We start from the raw sequence: 22105 nt of genomic DNA, 5'->3' as shown, positions 1-22105 counted from the left end.
CTTTGATAGTTTATCTTTTATTTATTTAAATTGAATGAATTACCTAAAAAGTCCTGAACGGTTCTGAAACCGATAAAACTTCGCGCTGAGTCAGAATATTCGTAATCCCTTGTACTCACCTGCAGATAATAACTTACGTCTTTCCAGGACCCGCCTCTGATCACCTTTTTAATATTTTCAGAACTGCTTACGTTGGGACTGATGGTAGACATGTATTCGTAGGAAGAGGGATCGTAGGTGGTGTTTACCCATTCCGAAACGTTTCCGGACATATTGTATAATCCGAAGTCATTGGGACCATAGGCATCGCCTTCTACAGTATATAAAGCTCCATCGGCGGCATAATCCCCTCTAAAGGGTTTGAAATTTGCCAGAAAACAAGCCCGGTCATCTTTTGCATAAGGACCTCCCCAGGGATAGGTTCCGCCTTCAATTCCTCCTCGCGCTGCATACTCCCATTCAGCTTCAGACGGCAATCTGAAAAAACTAACGCTCGCCTTGTCTTTCTTTTTTCTGTAGTCGTTAAGGTATTTTGTTCTCCAGTTGGCAAAGGCCTTGGCCTGTCCCCAGGTCACCCCTACTACCGGATATTCATCATAAGCGGTATGCGAGAAATAATTGTTATGCATAGGCTCATTATAAGAATAATAGAAATCTTTTATCCACACGGTGGTATCCGGGTACACCAGCACTTCTTTTTCGGTTATAAAATCGGTACGGTCTCCCGGAGTTCTTGCGGCTGCTTCAACATCCATGGTTTTATACCTGTACTTGAACTGCGTCACATCCAGCATTCTGCGACCATTATAAGACTGATCGTTAGTCAGATAAAATTCATCCATGACATACACATAATCCTCATCCGGGTATTCGGCAGGGTTCCAAATTATTTTCGGGTCCCAGTTCAAAGCCTGATCCAAAGGGTCGTAGTGTTTTGAAAACTCTTCAAAAGCGGTTAACTCCTCCTCATCTCCACCAGAATTCTTATACGCAAAACGCTGTATACCATCCTCATTTTCTCCAGCTCCTCCAGCTAATTCTGCAGCTTCAGCTAACTTCTGTCTTATGACAGAATCCCTAACTTTTTCTACAAATTGTCTGTATTCAGCATTGGTGATTTCCGTTTCATCCATATAAAAGGAAGGTACAGTAACTGTTTTTGGAGGAGCATCCTTAACTGCTGCTATATCAGCATCAGATTTCCCCATAATAAAAGAGCCTCCCTCGATTAATACCATGCCGTAAGGCTTTTCAGGATACCATTTTTTTCCTTCCGCTCCTACAAGCTGACCCTTATCACTCTTCCCACAACTCATCATCAGAAAAGCAAATAAGAGTAAAGAGAAACTTCTATAGGATAAAAAATAAACTTTCATAGTTAAATAAATTAGATTCACACCTTGTCTCCAAAGAAACAATTTTTTCTTAATATTCTAAAGATTTAAATTAGATGTTGTTTTTATATTTCGCTTTCAACCACCTCTCTGGCAAAATAGAAGCCGTAGCATCTAAATAGTCCTGTTTATCACAAGCTAATAACGAAGCCTTTTGTGCATTATTATTTTCATTTGGAATTTTGATCCACCACCGGTTTGATACTTCGCTTTTCAGAAAAACTAAAACCTCATCCTGAATCGGTACACTGTATTTTGTGAAATGAGAATTATCCTCACTCACCTCCTCATTTAACCTTAAACTATATCCCTCCATAAAATACCATAACATTTGAGAAATTAATTGCACAAGTCCTTCAGATTTCGCTAGTGCCTGCAACTCATAGATACCGAAAGAACTCAGTTTATCGCTCATTCCAGCGTATCTAGATAATTTACAAAGGTCAAATGTACTGAATCCATTAATATTTTTATGATTTGAATCAGCAATTTCTGAAGATTTAACACAATAAATATCAACACTTAATACATCCGTATCTCTCAAAACGGGCTCAACCTTAGTAAAATCCTGCTTCAGCTCACCTAGCCGAAGGGCTTCAAAGAACAATTTATCCATCAAATCGATTTCCTCTAAAGGAGATAAGAACGACTGATAACCAAGATTGCTGTAGTTGAACAGATTATAGGGTTCTTCAATAATCATCTTACCCACATAAGACTGACCGTGCATTGGCATCTCTGAGTTCCCCAGGTCAAATTTATGATCTGCAGAAGTAAGGTTGACCATATATCTGATGCCGTCGTAAGCCCTATATTGGTAGAAAGTCAAATCCTGGCTGCCTCCCAGGATGATGGGTACAATCGATTTCTTGTAAAGCGCTGAAAGAATGGATTTAAACACATAAGCTGTATCAGAAGCTTCATCGCCCATAGCGATGTCTCCCAAATCCAGAATCTTCACCTCCCAGTTGCCAACATACATGCTGTAGAGCTGAGTTCTGATGTCATCAAAATAAAAATCTGATTTTTTCTCGTATACGCTTTGACGTGAGTCTTTAACGCAAAGAAAGGCAAGTTGGATATTGTCTAACTCAATCTCATCTTCCCCCTCATAAAACCTTACGTATTGCGATAAGCTTTGGTCTGAAAAAGAATGAATGACCTGCTGTAGCTCAGCATTTACAGGTTCTAGAAATTCAAATGCCATTAATTTTAATTAGAGTTATTTTGAGTTAGATGTTTTGCCTTTCGATGGTGTTTTCTTTTTAGCCGTGGTTTTCTTGGACTTGGCCGCCGTTTTCTTTTTGGCGGGTTTTTTCTTCTTTTTGGTGTTCTTTTCTAAAATGGCTTCGGCTTCGTCCAGTGACATCTCTTCGGCTTCAGTGGTTTTAGGAAGCTCGACTTTTGTCTTTCCTTTAGAGAGTTTGTATCTCCCCCACCTTGCTTTTTCCAGTTTTATACCCGCATCTTCCCAGTGATGAATCAGTTTGTCCTTTTCCTTCTGAATTTTATCTTCGATCAATTCAATAATATCCTCTTCAGTCAGGTTATCGAAATCGTATTTTTTGTTCACGTTAATGAACATGCCGTCCCATTTTAAGTAGGGACCAAATCGGCCGACACCTTTTTGAACCCCCTTGTCATCGTAATAATAAATAGGTTCATCTGCCTTTTCTTTAGCTTTTATCAATTCTATAGCACGATCGTAGCTTACGTCCAAAGGATCCTCACCGGCTTCCAAGGAAACGAATTTCTTCCCGAAACGCACATACGGTCCAAAGCGGCCAATATTGGTTTCGACCTCTTCGCCCTTGTACTCGCCAAGCTGTTTCGGAAGTTTAAACAAGTCCATCGCTTCCTCATAAGTGACCGAGGATAAGGTCTGACTCGGTTTTAAACTCGCAAATCGCGGCTTTTCATCATCTTCTACCGAACCGATCTGAACCATGGGTCCAAATTTACCCAGTCTCGCACTCACAGGCTTGCCTGTCTCGGGGTCTTCCCCGAGAATGCGTTCACCAACTTCTCTGTCGGCGTTGGCAGCTACATCCAGAACATTGGGATGAAAATGGATGTAAAAATCCTTCATGACCTTAGTCCACTTTGCATTGCCTTCAGCAATCTCATCAAAATCCTGCTCAAGCTTGGCGGTAAAATTGTAATCCAGAATGCCTTTAAAGTGTTTGACCAAAAAATCGTTCACCACCATACCCACATCGGTAGGAACTAATTTGCCTTTGTCACTTCCTACTTTTTCTGAAAGTGTTGCCGTTTTTATGTCGTCGTTTTTGAAGGTATACTGAATATACTTGCGTTCGGTTCCATCTACGTTCCCTTTTTCTATATACTTTCGATTCTGAATCGTGGATATCGTTGGCGCATAGGTAGAAGGTCTGCCTATGCCCAGTTCTTCCAGTTTTTTTACAAGCGCAGCTTCCGTGTATCGGGAAGGAGGCCTGGTGTAGCGTTCGGTAGCTTGTATATAAGCATTCGCAAGCGACTCTCCCACCTTCATGGCCGGGAGCAATCCGCTTTGCTCTTCATCTTCCTCGTCTTTCCCTTCCAGATAAACCTTCAAAAATCCATCAAATTTGACAACCTCTCCGTTGGCTGTAAATTCTCGTTCGTCTTTATCCGACGAAATTCTCACGTTTGTTCTTTCCAGGGCTGCGTCACTCATCTGCGAGGCAATTCCGCGTTTCCAGATCAGTTCGTAAAGCCTCTGCTGATCGCGTTCAGCATCGATTTGATGCGACGCAAAACTGGTAGGGCGTATGGCTTCGTGAGCTTCCTGAGCACCTTTAGATTTTCCTTTATAATTCCGGGCTTTATGATAGGCTTCCCCGTAAGCACTTTTGATTTCATCTTCTGCGCTTTGTTTGGCTTGCTTAGACAGGTTCACACTATCTGTTCTCATATAGGTAATGTGTCCGGCTTCATAAAGACGCTGGGCCATATTCATAGTCTTGCTGACCGAAAAATAAAGCTTTCTGGCAGCTTCCTGTTGTAAGGTAGAGGTGGTAAACGGAGGTGCCGGAGATTTTTTGGCCGGTTTTTTAGTGAGATCGCTCACCTTGAACTTTGCCTGTTTCTGAGCTTCAAGAAAAGCTTCAACCTGATTTTGAGACGCCAGGTTTTTAGGAAGTTTGGCTTTGAATCTGCCTCCCTTTTCTGTTTCAAATTCCGCATCTACTCTATAAAACACTTCAGGATTGAAGTCCAGGATCTCACGCTCCCGCTCAACGATCAGTCTTACCGAAACCGACTGCACTCGTCCTGCAGACAGTCCTCCTTTTACTTTTCTCCATAATATAGGAGAGAGCTCGTAACCGACCAGACGGTCTAAAACCCGTCTGGCCTTTTGAGCGTTGACGAGATTATAATCGATTTCTCTGGGTGATTTTATCGCATTTTTAATGGCAGATTCAGTGATTTCAGAAAATACAATCCGCTTTGTTTTTGAACTTTCCAGCTTGAGCTCGTCAGATAAGTGCCAGGCAATCGCTTCTCCTTCTCTGTCTTCATCACTTGCCAGCCAGACGGTATCAGATTCTTTCGCCATTTTGGTAAGCTTTCTTACCACGTCTTTCTTATCGCTATTGACTACGTAGGTGGGTTTGAAGTCATTATCCACATCAACCCCAAGCTCTTTTGAAGGCAAATCTGCAATGTGTCCAAAACTGGAGGCGACTTTATAATCTTTACCTAAAAATTTTTCTATAGTCTTAGCTTTGGCAGGAGACTCAACAATTACTAGATTTTTCGCCATTGGATATTATTTATAGTGCAAAAGTATACGATTTTTTGGATTTCAATTAAGAACATCACTAAAGTCGTTTCCTCAAAAACTCAAACTTAGTATTTTTATCCTTCATAATAAATTTTTAAAAGAACAAAATGACAGTTTGTCAGTCAAAGCTTATCGTGTATCTTTGCACCAAATTATAAAGCTTTACATGGAGAAGATTATCGATGAAACGCTGCAGGGCCAAACCCTGGTAAAAGAAGAGAATAAAAGCAATTCTAAAAAACTTTATATTGAAAGTTATGGCTGCGCTATGAATTTTAGCGACAGCGAAATCGTAGCCTCCATCCTGGATAAACAGGGCTACAATACGACCAATAATCTGGCTGAAGCGGACCTTGTCCTCGTGAATACCTGCTCGATAAGAGATAAAGCGGAACAGACCGTAAGAAAGCGTCTGGAAAAGTACAATGCCGTCAAGAAAGATAATCCTACTATGAAAGTTGGAGTTCTGGGATGTATGGCAGAACGCTTGAAACACAAGTTCCTGGAAGAGGAAAAAATTGTGGATCTGGTGGTAGGCCCCGATGCCTACAAAGATTTACCCAATTTACTGGACGAAGTGGAAAATGGAAGAGATGCCATCAACGTGATTCTTTCCAAAGAAGAAACCTATGGCGATATATCGCCAGTAAGACTGCAAAGCAACGGGGTTTCTGCTTTTGTTTCCATCACCCGGGGATGCGACAATATGTGTACCTTTTGCGTGGTTCCCTTCACCCGAGGCCGGGAAAGAAGCCGGGACCCCAAAAGTATTCTGGACGAAGTCAATGACTTATGGGCCAAAGGTTTTAAAGAAATCACCCTCCTGGGACAGAATGTAGACAGCTATCTGTGGTATGGCGGTGGCTTAAAGAAAGATTTCAAAAAGGCCACTGAAATGCAAAAAGCAACCGCGGTCAATTTTGCCAACTTACTCGATATGGTCGCCAAAGCCCAGCCGGGCATGCGGATTCGATTTTCGACTTCCAATCCCCAGGACATGACGCTGGATGTCATAGAAATTATGGCTAAGCATCATAATATTTGCAACTACATTCATTTACCGGTGCAAAGCGGAAGTGACCGGATTTTGAAAAAAATGAATCGCTTACATACCCGGGAAGAGTACTTTAAACTGATAGATAATATCCGATCCATTATTCCGGACTGTGGTATTTCACAGGATATGATTACCGGGTTCCCCTCAGAAACCGAGGATGATCATCAGGATACCTTATCGCTTATGGAATACGTCAAGTATGATTTCGGCTACATGTTTGCGTATTCGGAAAGACCAGGAACCCTGGGTGCGAAGAAATTTGAAGATGATGTTCCGGAAGCTACCAAAAAAAGAAGACTCCAGGAAATTATCGATTTACAGCAAAAACACTCTCGTCTGACCACTGAAAAACACCTCGGACAGGTGGAAGAAGTGCTCATCGAAAAGGAGTCTAAAAAATCCGCTCTGCAGTGGAGTGGCAGGAATACACAAAATACAACGGTTGTATTTCCTAAAGAAAATTACAAAGTTGGGGACTACGTTCTGGTAAAAATGAATGAGTGCACAAGTGCGACCCTCATTGGTGAGGCTGTAGGTTATGGACCCATGCAATCCACTTCATCCTAAATAAAACCTGACTATGGAATCAACACAAGCTGTTAAGCAGCGATTTGAAATTATAGGAAACGATGCCAGTCTCAACAGAGCGATTGAAAAATCCATTCGGGTGGCTGCTACAGATATTTCGGTTTTAGTGACAGGAGAAAGTGGGGTTGGTAAAGAAAGTCTACCTAAGATCATACACGCCTTATCGCATAGAAAGCACGCTAAATATATTGCTGTCAACTGCGGTGCTATCCCCGAGGGCACCATCGACAGTGAATTGTTTGGCCATGAAAAAGGAGCCTTCACCGGTGCAAATCAGGCCAGGGACGGTTACTTTAAAGAAGCCGATGGCGGAACCATTTTCCTCGACGAAGTTGGAGAATTGCCTTTAACGACTCAGGTGAGACTCCTGAGGGTGCTGGAAACCGGAGAATTCATAAAAGTGGGTTCTTCCAAAGTTCAAAAATCCAATGTAAGGATTGTCGCAGCCACCAACGTCAACATGATTGAGGCGATCAAAGAAAATAAATTCAGAGAGGATCTGTATTACCGATTGAACACCGTGGAAATTCATTTATCGCCTTTACGGGAAAGACGCGGCGATATTCATTTGTTGTTTAGGAAATTTGCTTCGGACTTTGCCATGAAATACAAAATGCCAACGATAAGGCTGTCCGAAAAAGCAATCAAAGCTCTAGAAAATTGCAGCTGGCCCGGAAATATCCGTCAGCTCAAAAATGTCACAGAACAAATTTCAGTATTGGAAACCGAACGGGAGGTCGATGAAGCAACCCTGCTCCATTATTTGCCTAAAAGCTCCAATCTGCCCTCCATAATTTCAGAAGGAAAAAAAGCTAAAAGCGATTTTAGCAATGAAAGGGAAATCCTGTACAAGGTCCTCTTCGACATGAAAAATGACCTCAATGATCTCAAGAAGTTAACCCTGGAGCTCATGGAAAAGGAAAATGACGAAACCTTCAAAGAAGACAACATCAACCTGATTAAGAAAGTGTACGGGGACACTGCTACAAAAAAGGAATTTTCTGATGAGTCGCATGAAGAACAACTCGAGATTCTGCAGCTTCCAAATCAGAAAAAAGCCAGAGAGACCGAGCCGAAAATTGAAGATCCTTACGATTATGCCGAAGATATTGAGGAAGAAGAAACCCTGTCCTTACAGGACAAAGAGGTGGAACTCATCAAGAAATCTCTGGAGCGTCATCAGGGAAAACGCAAGCCTGCAGCAGACGAGCTGGGAATAAGCGAGAGAACCCTTTATAGAAAAATAAAGCAATACGATTTATAATGAAGATAAGACTTCTCATACCTTTTCTGTGCCTGTTAAGCCTGCAGTCCTGTGGATACTACTCCTTCACAGGAGCCGATACCGGCAATGCAGAAACCTTTCAGGTCAATTACTTTCAAAATAACGCTCAGCTGGTAGAGCCCGGTATAGACAGGGATTTCACCTTAGGCCTTCAGGATTTAATTCAGAACCAGACCAGTTTGAATCTTGTAAATGACAATGGAGACTTGATTTACGAAGGAGAGATTACCAGATATTACATCGCTCCCATGACGGCGACCGCAGACAGCAGAGCCGCGCAAAACAGACTGACTATAGAAGTCAGGGTTAGATTTTACAATACCTTAGATCCGGAAAAAGATTTCGAACAAAGCTTTTCGTTTTATTATGACTATCCCGCCAATGCACTCTTATCAGGTGCTTTGAGAGAGGAGGCCATCGAAGAAATCTTCCTGAGAATAACACAGGATGTTTTTAATGCGTCACTAACCAACTGGTAATGAACCGGCATGATTAAAGCAAACACATGAAAAAGGAAACGCTACTAGACCTCATCAAGTCACCGATGCAATTCGAGACGAAAACCCTGCATGCCATTGAGGAGGTTTTAGAGCAATACCCGTATTTCCAGCCGCTTTATGCCGTGAAATTAAAGTTACTAAAGCATTACGGGAGTTTTCATTACAACAGATTTCTGAAAGAAACCGCCGCAAGAACTCAGGACCGGGCTGTGCTTTTTGATTTTATCACCTCCGAAGAATTTGCTCAGCTGGAAATTGCGCACAAGATTGATTTATTGATCAAGCATGAAAACGAAAGTGCTGCTTTTGAAATCAATGAGGCCCTGGCAAACCAGATAAGTGATCCCGAACTCTTTGTTGAGAAAGAAATACCTTCAGGTCCGGATACAGGAAAACCCTTGGATTTTAATGCTTCTGAAACCCACTCCTTTAAAGAATGGCTAAAACTCACACAGATTCAGCCATTGGAAGAAAAACAAAACACCCAGGAAAATATTATTGAAAATCCTCAGTTCCAGGTGATTGATGAATTCATCAAAAACAACCCGAAAATTGTTCCTACAAAATCCTTTGAAACTTCAGAAAAAATAAAAGCAAGACATGAACCCTCATCCAGCCTTATGACTGAGACTCTGGCCAGGGTTTACACCGAACAAAAACGTTATGACAAAGCTATACAAGCATTTAAGATATTAATTTTGAATAATCCCGAAAAAAGTAGTTTCTTTGCAGACCAAATTCAAGAAATAGAAAGACTTAAAGAAAATAAATTATAATGAGTACATTTTCCATATTTTTAATCCTGATTGTCATTGTAGCCTTTTTACTAATTGTTGTTATCATGGTCCAGAACCCTAAGGGTGGCGGCTTATCTTCATCCTTTGGCGGTGGAGGCTCTCAGCAGGTCGGAGGCGTAAAACAAACCTCAGATTTTCTAGACAAAAGCACCTGGGCACTTGCCACTTTACTTTTGATTTTGATTTTATTGTCCAATGTGACTATCATAAACAACAGGACTGGGCAGGACTCCAAATTACTCGATGAAAATCAAGCTCCTGTAGAAAATACGCAAACCAACGATTTACCTCCTGTAGACTAGGACTTAATATACCTTTTAAAAAATGCCAGCTTATGACAAGCTGGCATTTTTTTTTGGGTAATGACAGGTCTCACCTGTTGGCACACTTTTGGACTATACTATATGAAAATTTAATCTAAAAACTTATTTATAATGGCAGTAAACATTAAACCCTTGGCAGACAGAGTGCTGGTAGAGCCTCAGGCCGCAGAAACAAAAACAGCGTCTGGAATCATCATCCCGGAAACCGCAAAGGAGAAACCTCAGCGCGGTAAAGTTGTAGCAGTAGGAAGCGGCAAAAAAGATCATACGATGACCGTAAAAGTCGGAGATTTAGTGCTTTACGGAAAGTTTTCAGGAACCGAACTCAAGCATGAAGACAAAGATTACCTCATCATGAGAGAGGATGACATCCTTGCAATCGTATAAACCAGATAGTCTAAAACCAGATAATCAACAAAAAACTAAATAAAATGGCAAAAAATATAATTTTTGATATTGAAGCAAGAAATGGCGTAAAACGCGGTGTGGACGCACTGGCTAACGCCGTTAAAGTAACTTTAGGACCAAAAGGTCGTAATGTGATTATAGGAAAGTCTTTCGGAGCTCCTATGGTGACTAAAGATGGAGTGAGCGTTGCTAAAGAAATAGAACTGGAAGATCCTTTGGAAAATATGGGAGCACAAATGGTGAAGGAAGTCGCTTCCAAAACCAATGACCTCGCCGGTGACGGTACAACAACCGCAACCGTTCTGGCTCAGGCTATCGTTAAAGAAGGCTTGAAAAACGTGGCTTCAGGAGCAAATCCTTTAGACCTTAAAAGAGGAATCGACAAAGCTGTTCAGGCTGTAGTCGCCGAACTGACAAAACAGGCTAAGACTGTTGGAGATACATCCGAAGAGATCAAGCAGGTTGCGTCTATTTCAGCAAATAACGACGACCAGATTGGTGAATTGATCGCTGAAGCTTTTGGAAAAGTAGGTAAAGAAGGTGTTATCACTGTAGAAGAAGCCAAAGGAACCGAAACTTATGTGGACGTTGTGGAAGGCATGCAGTTTGACAGAGGATACCTGTCGCCTTATTTTGTGACCGACAGTGAAAAAATGACGACCGATCTTGAAAATCCATACATCCTGCTTGTGGACAAAAAAATCAATTCCATGAAGGATTTACTTCCTGTACTGGAACCGGCAGCGCAAAGCGGAAAACCTTTATTGATTATCGCAGAAGATATCGAAGGTGAAGCCTTAGCGACACTTGTGGTCAACAAGCTTAGAGGGTCTTTAAAAATCGCTGCTGTTAAAGCACCGGGATTTGGGGATCGCCGAAAAGCAATGCTGGAAGATATCGCTATCCTTACTGGCGGAACAGTTATTTCTGAAGAACGCGGATTCACCTTGGAGAACGCTACTTTAGATATGCTTGGTACTGCCGAAAACGTAACCATAGATAAAGATAATACGACTATCGTAAACGGAGCCGGAGAAAAGGAGAACATCGTAAACCGGGTTAACCAGATCAAAGCTCAGATAGAATCTACTACAAGCGACTACGATAAAGAGAAATTACAGGAACGTCTGGCCAAACTTTCAGGCGGTGTTGGTGTACTTTACGTTGGCGCAGCTTCTGAAGTAGAAATGAAAGAGAAGAAAGACCGGGTTGATGATGCATTACACGCTACACGTGCTGCAGTAGAAGAAGGCATTGTAGCCGGAGGTGGCGTTGCCCTCATCAGAACTTTAAAAGCCCTGGAAGGTCTTAAAGTTGAAAATGCGGATGAGCAGACCGGAATCAACATCATTGCCAAAGCGATTGAAGCTCCAATGCGAACCATCGTTGAAAATGCTGGAGGTGAAGCTTCCGTAGTGATCAACAAAGTACTGGAAGGCAATCAGGGTTATGATGCCAAAACAAACACCTTTGTAGACATGCTTAAAGCAGGTATTATAGACCCTAAGAAAGTCACACGTATCGCTTTAGAAAATGCAGCTTCTGTTGCAGGAATGATCCTCACTACAGAATGCGCTCTTGTGGACATAAAGGAAGACGATAATGGTGGCGGCGGAATGCCACCAATGGGCGGCGGAATGCCAGGAATGATGTAAGCATCACCCATACAGAATTTATCTTAAGCCGTTTCTCTCACGAGAAGCGGCTTTTTTTATGAGAACAACAGCCTTGTTCTTTAAGCTAGAAGCTTCAGCATAAAGCACCAACAGAACGATCTCAGGTTTCAGAATACTGACATTTTATTTAAAATGTATTCCGAAAAACTCCTGAGTAGCTTAAATTTGAGTTCTAATCACCTGACCTAAACCAACATCCTATGAAAGTAGCCTTTTTTAGTACAAAGCCCTACGATAAAACCTATTTCAATGCCCACAATAAAAACCAAAGCATTGTTTACTTCGAAACGCGGCTCAACAAAACAACCTGCAATTTAGCAAGCGGGTTTGATGCGGTTTGTGTGTTCGTAAATGACATGCTGGACAGAGAAGTCATCGAACTCCTTCATCAGCATGGCATTAAGCTCATCGCTTTAAGGTGTGCAGGATTTAACAATGTGGACTTGGAAGCTGCAAGAGAATATGGCCTACAGGTTTCTCGCGTTCCGGCCTATTCCCCGGAAGCCGTAGCCGAACATGCCCTTGCACTTATTTTAACTTTGAACCGTAAAACCCATAAAGCTTACAACCGGGTCAAAGAATGCAATTTTTCTTTGAATAATTTAGTGGGCTTTAATGTCTACAAAAAAACAGTGGGCGTGATTGGCACAGGTAAAATCGGACAGGCCTTTTGCAGAATCATGAAAGCCCTGGGCTGCGAAGTAATCGCCTTCGACCCCTACCCCAGCCAGGACCTGAAAGAATTTGGCATATCATACGTCGACCTGGACCATCTCCTTCAAAAAAGCGATATCATTTCGCTGCATTGTCCGCTCACAGAGCAAACCAAACATATCATTAACGAAAACAGCTTAAAGCAGTTAAAGCCAAACTGTATGCTCATCAACACCAGTCGCGGTGCGCTAATAGATACAGAAGCTGTCATACAGGGCCTGAAGGAAAAACAGGTGGGCTATCTGGGCATAGATGTATATGAGCAGGAAGAGAAACTGTTTTTTGAAGATTTATCGGAACATATCATCGATGATGATTTGATTTTGAGACTGATTGGTTTTCCCAACGTTTTAATCACTTCGCATCAGGCTTTTTTGACTGAAGAAGCACTTCATGAAATTTCGAAATCGGTTTTAAATGATATCAGGCAGTTTGAAGAAACTCAGGAATTGATCAATCCTGTGAACACTTAAAAGTGATTGCTTTCAAGAGTTTTCCTGCCTTACCGGCAAAAACTTACTGCATTATAGTATGAACTACTCCTCAGTTTAAAAAAACTGCAGGCATAGTCTAGATAATTCTGAATAGCTTAATTATATTAGAGCAAAATTTATAAACATGAAAAAAATAGTAGCTTTTATTGCGATTCTAGGCTCAACACTGGCCTTCTCACAAACTGTGGAATTCGAGGTAGATAAAACTGTGATTACAAATCACGAAGTCACCATCAATGGTGAAAAAATCGATTACACAGCAGAAACCGGAATGCAACCCGTTTGGGATAAGCAGGGAAATCCAATTGCGGGTTTACAGTTTACGTACTACAAGGTAGGAGATAGTAAGGACAGACCTTTGGTCATCTCTTTCAATGGCGGACCAGGTTCTGCCTCAGTCTGGATGCATTTAGCCTATACCGGACCAAGAACCTTAAACATCAGCGATGAAGGTTTCCCTGTACAACCGTATGGCTATAAGGAAAACCCCTTTAGCATTTTGGATGTTGCCGATATTGTGTATGTCAATCCTGTAAATACAGGCCACTCAAGACCAGTACTGGATGAAAAAGGAAATTTTGACAAGGAGACCTTTTTTGGAGTTAATGCAGATGTCAAGTATCTAGCAGAATGGATTAACACTTTTGTTTCCAGAAAAGACAAATGGCTTGCTCCAAAATACCTTATCGGGGAGAGTTACGGTACCACGCGTGTATCCGGTCTTGCCAACGAACTTCAAAATTCGCACTGGATGTACATCAACGGAGTTATTCTTGTTTCTCCTACCGAACTGGGAATAGAAAGAGACGGCCCTGTGGAAGTGGCCAACAGATTGCCTTATTTTGCAGCTGCGGCCTGGTATCATAATAAACTCGCTCCTGAACTCCAAAGCAAACCTGTTTTAGAATTGCTGGATGAAGTGGAATATTTTACGATTCAGGAGTTAATTCCGGCGCTTACCAAAGGAGGCTTTTTAGATGCTGAAGTCAGGATGGAAATGGCTGAAAAAATGTCTCGTTATTCCGGTGTAGATGAGAAGGTCTTCCTTCAGAACAATCTGGAAGTTCCATTTAATACCTTTTGGAAAACCTTAAAAATAGATGATGGTTATACTGTAGGCAGACTGGACTCCCGTTATTTGGGTCTGGACGAAAAAGAGGCTGGAACCCGACCGGATTATAATTCAGAATTGACGTCCTGGTTGCACTCGTTCACTCCGGCTATAAATCATTACTTAAAGCATGAACTGAATTACAAAACCGATTTACAGTACAATATGTTTGGCAATGTGTATCCCTGGGAGAGAACACCCAATAATACCGGCAAACAGTTGAGACAGGCTATGGCTCAAAATCCAAGCATGCAGGTGATGATTCAGGCGGGATTGTTTGATGGCGCCACCACCTATTTCAATGCTAAATATACCATGTGGCATATCGATGAGAGCGGAAAGATGCAGGACAGATTGCATTTTAAGACCTACGAGAGTGGTCACATGATGTACCTGCGCAGAGAGGATTTAAAAACCGCCAATGACGATCTCAGGGAATTCATCCTGAAGAGTTTACCAAAAGAAAATGCCTCGATAAAATACTAAGAATTAAAGACTATAAGTAAAAACGCCTTTCAGGAGTCCTGAAAGGCGTTTTTTTATTTATTGATTAGAAATCACTCCACTATAAATGTGCCTTTCATCAGGGCTAAATGACCAGGAAAGGTGCAGATATAGGTGTACTCTCCTTTTTCGGGAGCCTGAAAGGTGATTTCGGTTTTCTCACCACCACCTAGCATCTCGGTATGAACAATAATGGCATCAGAATTTTCAGGGATATAATCATTAGCTTTAAATTCTAAAGCTTTCTGACCAAATTCCTGAACATCGGTTTCCTTTTTTAAAAGGACAAAGTTATGTCCCATCGTTTCTTTAGACATATTACCCACATGTGCAAAAGTTAAGACCACCTCATCCCCTGCATTTACTTTGATCTCGGTTTTATTATACCGCATCTGGTCATTACCGGTGAGGTATACTTTTGAAACCCCCTCTTCCTTTGCATCTTTAGGCTCGGCCGATTTGGAGCTGAGTTTAATGGAATTTTCTTGTTTCTCTTCCTTTTTACCATCTCCACCGCAACTTATAAGAAGTGCTGCAGAAAACAATAACACGAATATGTTCTTCATAGTTTAAATTTGAATCTTGAATTTATCTTTTTTCAATAGGCTTCAGTGCTCTGTGCGTCTCACCGGTATACACCTGTCTTGGTCTTCCAATAGGTTCTTTCATCAAACGCATTTCTCTCCATTGTGCAATCCAGCCTGGCAGTCTGCCCAGGGCAAACATCACGGTAAACATATTGGTAGGAATGTCTAAGGCTCTGTAGATGATTCCCGAATAGAAATCAACATTTGGATATAACTTCCTGTCCACGAAATACTGATCTTCTAAAGCTTCTTTTTCAAGACCTTTAGCAATATCAAGTACGGGATCCTGTACGCCTAGCTTACCCAAAACTTCATCAGCAGATTTTTTGATGATTTTTGCTCTGGGATCGAAGTTTTTGTAGACTCTGTGTCCAAATCCCATCAGCCTGAACGGATCCTCTTTATCCTTGGCTTTAGCCATGTATTTTTTGGTATCACCACCATCTTCTTTGATGCCTTCCAGCATGTCGATTACAGCCTGGTTGGCACCTCCGTGAAGTGGCCCCCATAAGGCTGAAACCCCTGCAGAGATTGAAGCGAATAAACCGGCATGAGAAGAACCTACTATTCTTACGGTAGAGGTAGAACAATTTTGCTCATGATCTGCATGCAGGATTAATAATTTATTGAGAGCAGAAGAGACCACCGGATCCACTTCATAATCTTCATTAGGTTTTTTGAACATCATTTTTAAAACGTTGTCCACATAACTCAATTTATTATCTCCGTAATCGAAAGGCTGACCTTTAGACTTTCTAAGAGCCCAGGCACAAATCACAGGGAATTTAGCAAGCAGTTTCACTATCGCCTGATACATGTCTTCTTTAGAATCCACATTCACAGAAGAAGGGTTGAAGGCGATTAAGGCACTCGTCAGCGAAGACACTACTCCCATAGGATGCGCAGACTTAGGAAATCCGTCTAGGATCTTCTTCATCTCTTCATCCACATGAGATTCTTTTTTAATATCTGCATGAAAGCTATCCAGTTCTGTTTCAGTAGGTAGTTCACCGAAAATCAATAAATAGGCAACTTCCAGAAAAGTAGCATTTTCAGCCAGGTCTTCAATTGCGTAACCTCTATATCTTAAGATCCCCTTTTCACCATCCAGGAAGGTGATGGCACTCTCACAGGAACCCGTATTTTTAAAACCTCTGTCCAGTGTGATAAGGCCTTCTGTAGAGCTTCTTAATTTGGAAATGTCTATTGCATATTCATCTTCACTACCTTTAACTACTGGAAAGGTATAATCCTTTCCATCAAAACTTATTTTAGCATCCATATATCTTATTTTTTACTTGATTTGGTTTAATCTTCGAATTTACAAAAAAGGGTCTTAAAAAAGCGTTAACAAACCACTATTAGTGCCTGTTAACGCTTAATCTTAAGTTAATTTAATAAATAGTTAAACCCGCGGTTCCGCCTGCTATTTGTTGATCTTAAAAGCATTCATTTTCGGGAAATAAGCATTGTCTCCCAACTCCTCTTCAATTCGCAACAACTGGTTATATTTTGCCATACGGTCACTTCTGGACGCTGAACCGGTTTTGATCTGACCTGTAGAAAGCGCTACCGCCAAATCGGCGATGGTATTATCCTCCGTTTCACCGGATCTGTGTGACATAACAGAGGTATAGCCAGCATTATGGGCTAAGTTGACCGCTGCAATGGTTTCTGTAAGCGTTCCGATTTGATTGACTTTAATCAAAATGGAGTTCGCGATTTTATTGGTAATTCCTTTTTGAAGACGCTTGACATTGGTCACAAAGAGATCATCTCCTACGAGCTGAACTTTATCACCAATTTTCTCGGTCAGGATTTTCCATCCCTCCCAGTCATCTTCGTCCATTCCATCTTCTATGGAAATGATTGGATACTTTTCTGAAAGCTCTGCAAGGTAACTCGCCTGCTCTTCAGAAGACATGGTTTTTGCGTCATCCCCTTCAAATTTCTTGTAATTGTATTTCCCGTCTTCATAAAATTCGGCTGCGGCACAATCCAACGCAATCATCACTTCATCTCCAAATTTATATCCGGCATTTTCTACAGCCAGTTTTATAGAATCCAGAGCATCTTCAGTTCCATCGAGTTTTGGAGCGAAACCGCCTTCATCACCAACAGCAGTGCTCAGATTTCTATCTTTTAAAACTTTCTTCAGATGATGAAAGATCTCGGTTCCCATTTTTAAAGCATGCGTGAAATTATCCGCTTTTACAGGCATCACCATAAATTCCTGAAACGCAATAGGAGCATCACTATGAGACCCGCCGTTGATGATATTCATCATGGGCACGGGTAAGGTGTTGGTAGACACCCCGCCGATGTAGCGGTACAAAGGAAGATTTAGTTCATTTGCAGCTGCTTTGGCTGCGGCCAGAGACACGCCTAAAATGGCATTGGCGCCAAGGTTAGACTTATTTTCAGTTCCATCCAGTTCAATCATAATTTGATCGATTTCAGACTGCTCAAAAACAGAAATCCCAAGCAAACGATCGGCTATGGTCGTATTCACATTTTCAACCGCCTTAGAAACGCCTTTACCCATATAGTCTTTTCCTCCATCTCTCAATTCTACAGCTTCATGAACCCCGGTAGAAGCCCCTGACGGAACTGCAAATCTTCCAAGAGTACCCATTTCTGTAACTACATCAACTTCAAGAGCCGGGTTACCTCTGGAATCGAATATTTGTCTGGCATGTATGTCTAAAATTGCGCTCATTTTTATGTATTTTTTTGATTTGTTGCAATTTACAAAAATATAGCTTACTTAACTCGTTTTCAAAACAGCAGTTATCGGGCTAGAACGTTATAGTTGATTAATAATTTTAAGACAATTTTCCTTGAATCAGATACAATGTCAAGTTAAATAATGAGAATTAAAAAACCGTCGCGGTCTTACTTACGTACATTTAATCAACATAAAAAAATAAATGCTATGAAAAATTTAAAAATGCAACTCGTATTAGTCATGAGTGTACTTGTAACCACGCTTTCTTATGCCCAGACCAAAATGGTAGGCGGTGCAGAAATGTATCCCAGCAAAAACATCGTGGAAAATGCGGTAAACTCTCAAGATCACACCACCTTGGTAGCGGCAGTAAAAGCAGCTGAACTGGTTGAAACCTTATCCAGTGAGGGTCCGTTCACGGTCTTTGCTCCAACTAATGCAGCCTTTGGGAAACTGCCGGAAGGAACCGTAGCCACTCTGCTTAAGCCGGAGAATAAAGGGAAATTACAAACGGTATTGACTTACCATGTGATAGCCGGAAAATTCAATGCGAAGGATGTGATTGCTGCCATCAAACAAGGCGACGGCAAAGCAGAACTGAAAACCGTTAGCGGAGGTACGCTCACTGCAATGCTAGATGCTGGAAATGTAAAAATCATGGATTCCAATGGCAATGTAGCCACGGTAACTATCGCAGATGTCAATCAGTCCAATGGAGTGATTCACGTGATAGACACAGTACTATTACCTTAATCTGATGATAACTAAATAAAAAGTGGGCATTAGCCCACTTTTTTTATGCTTCAATGTTTTGCTTTGACATCATGTCGAAGAAGTCGTCAAACAAATAGGTGGCATCATTGGGTCCGGGTCCGGCTTCAGGATGATACTGTACAGAAAAACAAGGCTTATCTTTGATACGAATGCCTGCTACAGACTTATCGTTAAGATGCATATGTGATATCTCTACCTGCGAATTGCTCACCGTAGAATCCTTGTCTATTGTAAATCCGTGGTTCTGGGATGTAATTTCACTTTTACCAGTTTTCAAATTCTGAATCGGGTGATTGATCCCCCGGTGTCCATTATGCATTTTCAATGTAGGGATTCCCATAGCTAAAGCAATGATTTGATGACCCAGGCATATGCCGAAGGTTGGAACTTCCTCCTCAATGCAATGTTTAGCCAGTTCAATAGCAGAAGTTAAAGGCTCCGGATCTCCGGGACCGTTAGAAATAAGGATTCCTGTAGGTTTCCATTCCATTAAATCCTGAAAAGAAGAGTCGTAAGGGAATACTTTGATAAATCCTCCCCTGTCGGCCAGCCTCCTCAATATATTTTGTTTCACACCAAGATCCAGCACGGCTATTCTTTGGTCAGATAACTTGTCTCCCAGTGTATAGGCTTTCGACGTAGACACCTTGGAAGCCAGCTCCAGGCCTTTCATGGAAGGGTGCTGTTCCAGCTCCTCCATCAGGGCGTCCAGGTTATCCGTATCGGTAGACATGATGGCATTCATCGCTCCGTTTTTTCGGATATGGGACACGAGGGCTCTGGTATCTACATCAAAAATGACGGGTAAATTAACTTTCTCAAGGAAATCTTCCAGAGAGGAGTCAGAATTAACGCGTGAAGTCGTAAAGGAAAAGTTTTTACAGATTAGTCCGGAAATCTTAACCGATTCGGATTCACCTTCATCTGAGTTCACCCCGTAATTACCGATGTGGGGATTGGTAGTGACCATGATCTGACCGAAATAAGAAGGATCTGTAAAGATTTCCTGATAGCCGGACATGCCCGTGTTAAAACAAATTTCCCCCAATCTGTTGGAAGAAAACTTTTCAGTTGTTTTTCCATGAAAGACGGTCCCGTCGGCAAGGAGCAGGACAGCTGGAGTTTTTAAATTGTATTTCATAGTATAAATATAAAAAAAGGGATAAACTAGTTAAAGTTCATCCCTTTGAATTGATAATAATAAGTGTAGGGTATTAAGCCTCATCTGTTTTAGTTTCAGAATCATTTGAAGTGTCTTCAGTCTGGTCTTCAACTTTAACTTTTTTACCAGCACGTCTGGTAGATTTCTTCTTAGCCTGTTTCTTCCCTGGTGTATAAACATCATTGAAGTCAACAAGTTCGATCATTGCCATTTCAGCAGCATCACCTAACCTGTTTCCAAGTTTAATGATACGGGTGTAACCCCCTGGACGCTCTCCTACCTTAGGAGCAACTTCTCTAAAAAGTTCTGCCACCATGTATTTGTCTTTCAGTTTAGAAAAAACCAAACGACGGTTATGGGTCGTGTCCAATTTAGATTTGGTAATTAAAGGCTCTACAAACTGTCTAAGCGCTTTGGCTTTAGCAACCGTTGTGTTTATTCTTTTATGTTCAATTAGGGAACAGGCCATATTAGAAAGCATGGCTTTTCTATGTGAGGATGTTCTTCCTAAATGATTTAATTTCTTTCTATGTCTCATGATTAATGTATTTTGAGCTTAACAAAGCTAGTCTTTGTCAAGTTTATATTTTGAAAGATCCATTCCAAAGTCCAGACCTTTGTTTTCAACAAGTTCCTCTAGTTCAGTAAGTGATTTTTTACCGAAGTTTCTAAACTTCATCAAATCGCTTTTGTTATGAGATACCAGATCCCCTAAAGTTTCAACTTCAGCTGCTTTCAGGCAATTTAATGCTCTAACAGATAAATCAAGATCAACGAGTTTGGTCTTCAGCAATTGTCTCATGTGAAGAGATTCTTCATCATAAGTTTCAGCCTGAGACATTTCTTCAGTTTCCAAAGTGATTCTTTCATCGGAGAACAACATGAAGTGATGAATTAAGGTCTTGGCAGCTTCGGTAAGCGCATCTTTAGGATGAATGGAACCGTCACTGCTAATTTCGAAAACCAGCTTTTCGTAATCGGTTTTTTGTTCAACCCTAAAGTTCTCGATGCTGTACTTTACATTTTTGATCGGTGTAAAGACAGAGTCTGTAAAAATAGTACCGATAGGCGCTTTAGAGGTTTTATTTTCTTCAGCGGGAACGTATCCTCTTCCTTTTTGAACCGTAAGTTCAAGGTTAAGAGATACCTTTTTATCCATGGTACAGATTTCAAGATCCGGATTTAAGATATCAAAGCCAGTCAGGTACTTTTGAAAATCACCTGCAGTCATTTTCTCATTACCAGAGAAAGAGATAGAAACCGTTTCGTTATCCACGTCTTCGGCTCTTTTCTTGAATCTGATTTGCTTTAGGTTTAATATGATTTCAGTAACATCTTCAACAACTCCTTCAATCGTAGAGAATTCGTGATCAACACCTTCTATTCTTACTGAAGTGATTGCAAAACCTTCCAATGAGGATAACAGCACCCTGCGCAAAGCGTTACCTACTGTTAAACCATATCCTGGTTCCAATGGTCTAAATTCGAAAGTGCCCTCAAAATCGGTAGAATCGATCATGATAACTTTATCGGGCTTTTGAAAATTAAATAATGCCATAAATTTGAGTGTTGTCAGTTATTATTTAGAGTACAATTCAACTATGAATTGCTCATTAATTTTTTCAGGAATTTGTGATCGTTCTGGTATGGTCACGAATGTACCTTCCATTTTCTCACCATTCCACGTCATCCATTCATGAACAGATTTATTGTTTGAAAGAGATTCTTGGATAACGTTAAGAGATTTTGATTTCTCTCTTATTCCAACAACATCGTTAGGTTTGACTTGGTAGGATGGTATGTTAACTAGCTCACCGTTTACAGTGATATGTTTGTGCGATACCAACTGTCTGGCGGAGCTACGAGTTGGAGCAATGCCCAATCTGAAAGCTACGTTATCGAGTCTTGACTCACATAACTGAAGCAGGATCTCACCGGTAATACCAGTAGATCGGTTTGCCTTGTTAAACATATTACGGAATTGCTTTTCTAAAATACCATAGGTATATTTAGCTTTTTGCTTTTCCATCAACTGAACAGCGTACTCAGACTTCTTGCCTCTTCTTCTGTTGTTCCCGTGCTGTCCAGGAGGGTAATTTCTTTTTTCGAAAGATTTGTCGTCGCCAAAAATGGCTTCGCCAAATTTTCTTGCTATTTTGGTTTTAGGACCGGTATATCTTGCCATTGTTAAGTATTTAGTGTATCTCTATTAT

Annotated in this window: 20 protein-coding genes; 10 read left to right on the top strand and 10 right to left on the bottom strand. The window is 41.2% G+C overall.

The annotated features are described in order from the left end of the window. Positions 1-17: 17 nt before the first annotated feature. The 3 genes from porK to topA form a co-directional block, all read right to left on the bottom strand. On the bottom strand, positions 18-1376 hold the full coding sequence (gene porK, locus G3567_RS11795; protein ID WP_164005520.1) for a T9SS ring complex lipoprotein PorK/GldK: 1359 nt from the start codon (positions 1374-1376) through the stop codon (positions 18-20). Positions 1377-1446: 70 nt separating this feature from the next. Continuing rightward, entirely contained in the window at positions 1447-2601 is a 1155-nt protein-coding gene (locus tag G3567_RS11790) for a formimidoylglutamase (RefSeq protein ID WP_164005519.1), read from the bottom strand. Between the two features lie 15 nt (positions 2602-2616). Continuing rightward, a complete protein-coding gene (gene topA / locus G3567_RS11785) occupies positions 2617-5163 on the bottom strand; it encodes a type I DNA topoisomerase (RefSeq protein WP_164005518.1) in 2547 nt (848 codons plus the stop codon). A gap of 187 nt (positions 5164-5350) precedes the next feature. Here topA and miaB point away from each other — a divergent pair, with 187 nt between their 5' ends. From miaB to G3567_RS11740, 9 genes are all read left to right on the top strand, one after another. After that, positions 5351-6808, top strand: a complete 1458-nt coding sequence (gene miaB / locus G3567_RS11780) for a tRNA (N6-isopentenyl adenosine(37)-C2)-methylthiotransferase MiaB (protein WP_164005517.1) — start codon at positions 5351-5353, stop codon at positions 6806-6808. 13 nt (positions 6809-6821) lie between these two features. Next, the gene (locus G3567_RS11775) at positions 6822-8093 is read left to right on the top strand and encodes a sigma 54-interacting transcriptional regulator (protein WP_164005516.1); all 1272 of its coding nucleotides are present in this window, start codon (positions 6822-6824) and stop codon (positions 8091-8093) included. After that, a complete protein-coding gene (locus tag G3567_RS11770; RefSeq protein WP_164005515.1) occupies positions 8093-8593 on the top strand; it encodes an LptE family protein in 501 nt (166 codons plus the stop codon). The genes G3567_RS11775 and G3567_RS11770 overlap by 1 nt, the downstream gene beginning before the upstream one ends. Positions 8594-8619: 26 nt before the next feature. Beyond that, complete coding sequence (locus tag G3567_RS11765) at positions 8620-9390, top strand: hypothetical protein (protein WP_164005514.1); 771 nt, start codon at positions 8620-8622, stop codon at positions 9388-9390. Continuing rightward, positions 9390-9713: a preprotein translocase subunit SecG gene (gene secG, locus G3567_RS11760; protein WP_164005513.1), complete on the top strand. Its 324-nt coding sequence runs from the start codon at positions 9390-9392 to the stop codon at positions 9711-9713. Before G3567_RS11765 ends, secG begins: the two co-directional genes overlap by 1 nt. Before the next feature lie 132 nt (positions 9714-9845). After that, positions 9846-10121 (top strand): co-chaperone GroES, encoded by a 276-nt coding sequence (locus G3567_RS11755; RefSeq protein ID WP_164005512.1) that lies wholly within the window; start codon positions 9846-9848, stop codon positions 10119-10121. A 44-nt stretch (positions 10122-10165) separates the two neighbouring features. Further along, a complete protein-coding gene (gene groL / locus G3567_RS11750) occupies positions 10166-11797 on the top strand; it encodes a chaperonin GroEL (RefSeq protein ID WP_164005511.1) in 1632 nt (543 codons plus the stop codon). 221 nt (positions 11798-12018) lie between these two features. Further along, the gene (locus tag G3567_RS11745) at positions 12019-13005 is read left to right on the top strand and encodes a 2-hydroxyacid dehydrogenase (protein WP_164005510.1); all 987 of its coding nucleotides are present in this window, start codon (positions 12019-12021) and stop codon (positions 13003-13005) included. Positions 13006-13150: 145 nt separating this feature from the next. Beyond that, the gene (locus G3567_RS11740) at positions 13151-14623 is read left to right on the top strand and encodes a S10 family peptidase (RefSeq protein WP_164005509.1); all 1473 of its coding nucleotides are present in this window, start codon (positions 13151-13153) and stop codon (positions 14621-14623) included. 71 nt (positions 14624-14694) lie between these two features. Here the strand turns inward: G3567_RS11740 and azu are convergent, their stop codons facing one another. From azu to eno, 3 genes are all read right to left on the bottom strand, one after another. Continuing rightward, a complete protein-coding gene (gene azu, locus G3567_RS11735; protein WP_164005508.1) occupies positions 14695-15207 on the bottom strand; it encodes an azurin in 513 nt (170 codons plus the stop codon). 22 nt (positions 15208-15229) lie between these two features. After that, positions 15230-16510 carry a citrate synthase gene (locus tag G3567_RS11730; protein WP_164005507.1) on the bottom strand — a complete coding sequence of 427 codons (1281 nt, stop codon included), beginning with the start codon at positions 16508-16510 and terminating at the stop codon, positions 15230-15232. 144 nt (positions 16511-16654) lie between these two features. Then, on the bottom strand, positions 16655-17947 hold the full coding sequence (eno, locus tag G3567_RS11725; protein WP_164005506.1) for a phosphopyruvate hydratase: 1293 nt from the start codon (positions 17945-17947) through the stop codon (positions 16655-16657). A gap of 216 nt (positions 17948-18163) precedes the next feature. Here eno and G3567_RS11720 point away from each other — a divergent pair, with 216 nt between their 5' ends. Beyond that, positions 18164-18709: a fasciclin domain-containing protein gene (locus G3567_RS11720; protein ID WP_164005505.1), complete on the top strand. Its 546-nt coding sequence runs from the start codon at positions 18164-18166 to the stop codon at positions 18707-18709. A gap of 43 nt (positions 18710-18752) precedes the next feature. Here G3567_RS11720 and carA read toward each other — a convergent pair whose 3' ends face one another. From carA to rpsD, 4 genes are all read right to left on the bottom strand, one after another. Further along, entirely contained in the window at positions 18753-19871 is a 1119-nt protein-coding gene (carA, locus tag G3567_RS11715) for a glutamine-hydrolyzing carbamoyl-phosphate synthase small subunit (protein WP_164005504.1), read from the bottom strand. A gap of 73 nt (positions 19872-19944) precedes the next feature. Continuing rightward, positions 19945-20430, bottom strand: a complete 486-nt coding sequence (gene rplQ / locus G3567_RS11710) for a 50S ribosomal protein L17 (RefSeq protein ID WP_164005503.1) — start codon at positions 20428-20430, stop codon at positions 19945-19947. Between the two features lie 27 nt (positions 20431-20457). Further along, the gene (locus G3567_RS11705; RefSeq protein WP_093364580.1) at positions 20458-21450 is read right to left on the bottom strand and encodes a DNA-directed RNA polymerase subunit alpha; all 993 of its coding nucleotides are present in this window, start codon (positions 21448-21450) and stop codon (positions 20458-20460) included. 21 nt (positions 21451-21471) lie between these two features. Continuing rightward, on the bottom strand, positions 21472-22077 hold the full coding sequence (rpsD, locus tag G3567_RS11700; protein WP_164005502.1) for a 30S ribosomal protein S4: 606 nt from the start codon (positions 22075-22077) through the stop codon (positions 21472-21474). Positions 22078-22105 lie beyond the last annotated feature (28 nt).

The organism is Psychroflexus aurantiacus, from assembly GCF_010820555.1.
GTDB classification, from domain to species: domain Bacteria; phylum Bacteroidota; class Bacteroidia; order Flavobacteriales; family Flavobacteriaceae; genus Psychroflexus; species Psychroflexus aurantiacus.
This window is presented reverse-complemented; position numbering and strand designations above follow the sequence as displayed.

What these genes read in the sequence shown, in the direction of transcription:
- porK (WP_164005520.1), bottom strand. Translation starts at nt 1,376, where the DNA reads ATGAAAGTTTATTTTTTATCCTATAGAAGTTTCTCTTTACTCTTATTT.
- G3567_RS11790 (WP_164005519.1), bottom strand. Translation starts at nt 2,601, where the DNA reads ATGGCATTTGAATTTCTAGAACCTGTAAATGCTGAGCTACAGCAGGTC.
- topA (WP_164005518.1), bottom strand. Translation starts at nt 5,163, where the DNA reads ATGGCGAAAAATCTAGTAATTGTTGAGTCTCCTGCCAAAGCTAAGACT.
- miaB (WP_164005517.1), top strand. Translation starts at nt 5,351, where the DNA reads ATGGAGAAGATTATCGATGAAACGCTGCAGGGCCAAACCCTGGTAAAA.
- G3567_RS11775 (WP_164005516.1), top strand. Translation starts at nt 6,822, where the DNA reads ATGGAATCAACACAAGCTGTTAAGCAGCGATTTGAAATTATAGGAAAC.
- G3567_RS11770 (WP_164005515.1), top strand. Translation starts at nt 8,093, where the DNA reads ATGAAGATAAGACTTCTCATACCTTTTCTGTGCCTGTTAAGCCTGCAG.
- G3567_RS11765 (WP_164005514.1), top strand. Translation starts at nt 8,620, where the DNA reads ATGAAAAAGGAAACGCTACTAGACCTCATCAAGTCACCGATGCAATTC.
- secG (WP_164005513.1), top strand. Translation starts at nt 9,390, where the DNA reads ATGAGTACATTTTCCATATTTTTAATCCTGATTGTCATTGTAGCCTTT.
- G3567_RS11755 (WP_164005512.1), top strand. Translation starts at nt 9,846, where the DNA reads ATGGCAGTAAACATTAAACCCTTGGCAGACAGAGTGCTGGTAGAGCCT.
- groL (WP_164005511.1), top strand. Translation starts at nt 10,166, where the DNA reads ATGGCAAAAAATATAATTTTTGATATTGAAGCAAGAAATGGCGTAAAA.
- G3567_RS11745 (WP_164005510.1), top strand. Translation starts at nt 12,019, where the DNA reads ATGAAAGTAGCCTTTTTTAGTACAAAGCCCTACGATAAAACCTATTTC.
- G3567_RS11740 (WP_164005509.1), top strand. Translation starts at nt 13,151, where the DNA reads ATGAAAAAAATAGTAGCTTTTATTGCGATTCTAGGCTCAACACTGGCC.
- azu (WP_164005508.1), bottom strand. Translation starts at nt 15,207, where the DNA reads ATGAAGAACATATTCGTGTTATTGTTTTCTGCAGCACTTCTTATAAGT.
- G3567_RS11730 (WP_164005507.1), bottom strand. Translation starts at nt 16,510, where the DNA reads ATGGATGCTAAAATAAGTTTTGATGGAAAGGATTATACCTTTCCAGTA.
- eno (WP_164005506.1), bottom strand. Translation starts at nt 17,947, where the DNA reads ATGAGCGCAATTTTAGACATACATGCCAGACAAATATTCGATTCCAGA.
- G3567_RS11720 (WP_164005505.1), top strand. Translation starts at nt 18,164, where the DNA reads ATGAAAAATTTAAAAATGCAACTCGTATTAGTCATGAGTGTACTTGTA.
- carA (WP_164005504.1), bottom strand. Translation starts at nt 19,871, where the DNA reads ATGAAATACAATTTAAAAACTCCAGCTGTCCTGCTCCTTGCCGACGGG.
- rplQ (WP_164005503.1), bottom strand. Translation starts at nt 20,430, where the DNA reads ATGAGACATAGAAAGAAATTAAATCATTTAGGAAGAACATCCTCACAT.
- G3567_RS11705 (WP_093364580.1), bottom strand. Translation starts at nt 21,450, where the DNA reads ATGGCATTATTTAATTTTCAAAAGCCCGATAAAGTTATCATGATCGAT.
- rpsD (WP_164005502.1), bottom strand. Translation starts at nt 22,077, where the DNA reads ATGGCAAGATATACCGGTCCTAAAACCAAAATAGCAAGAAAATTTGGC.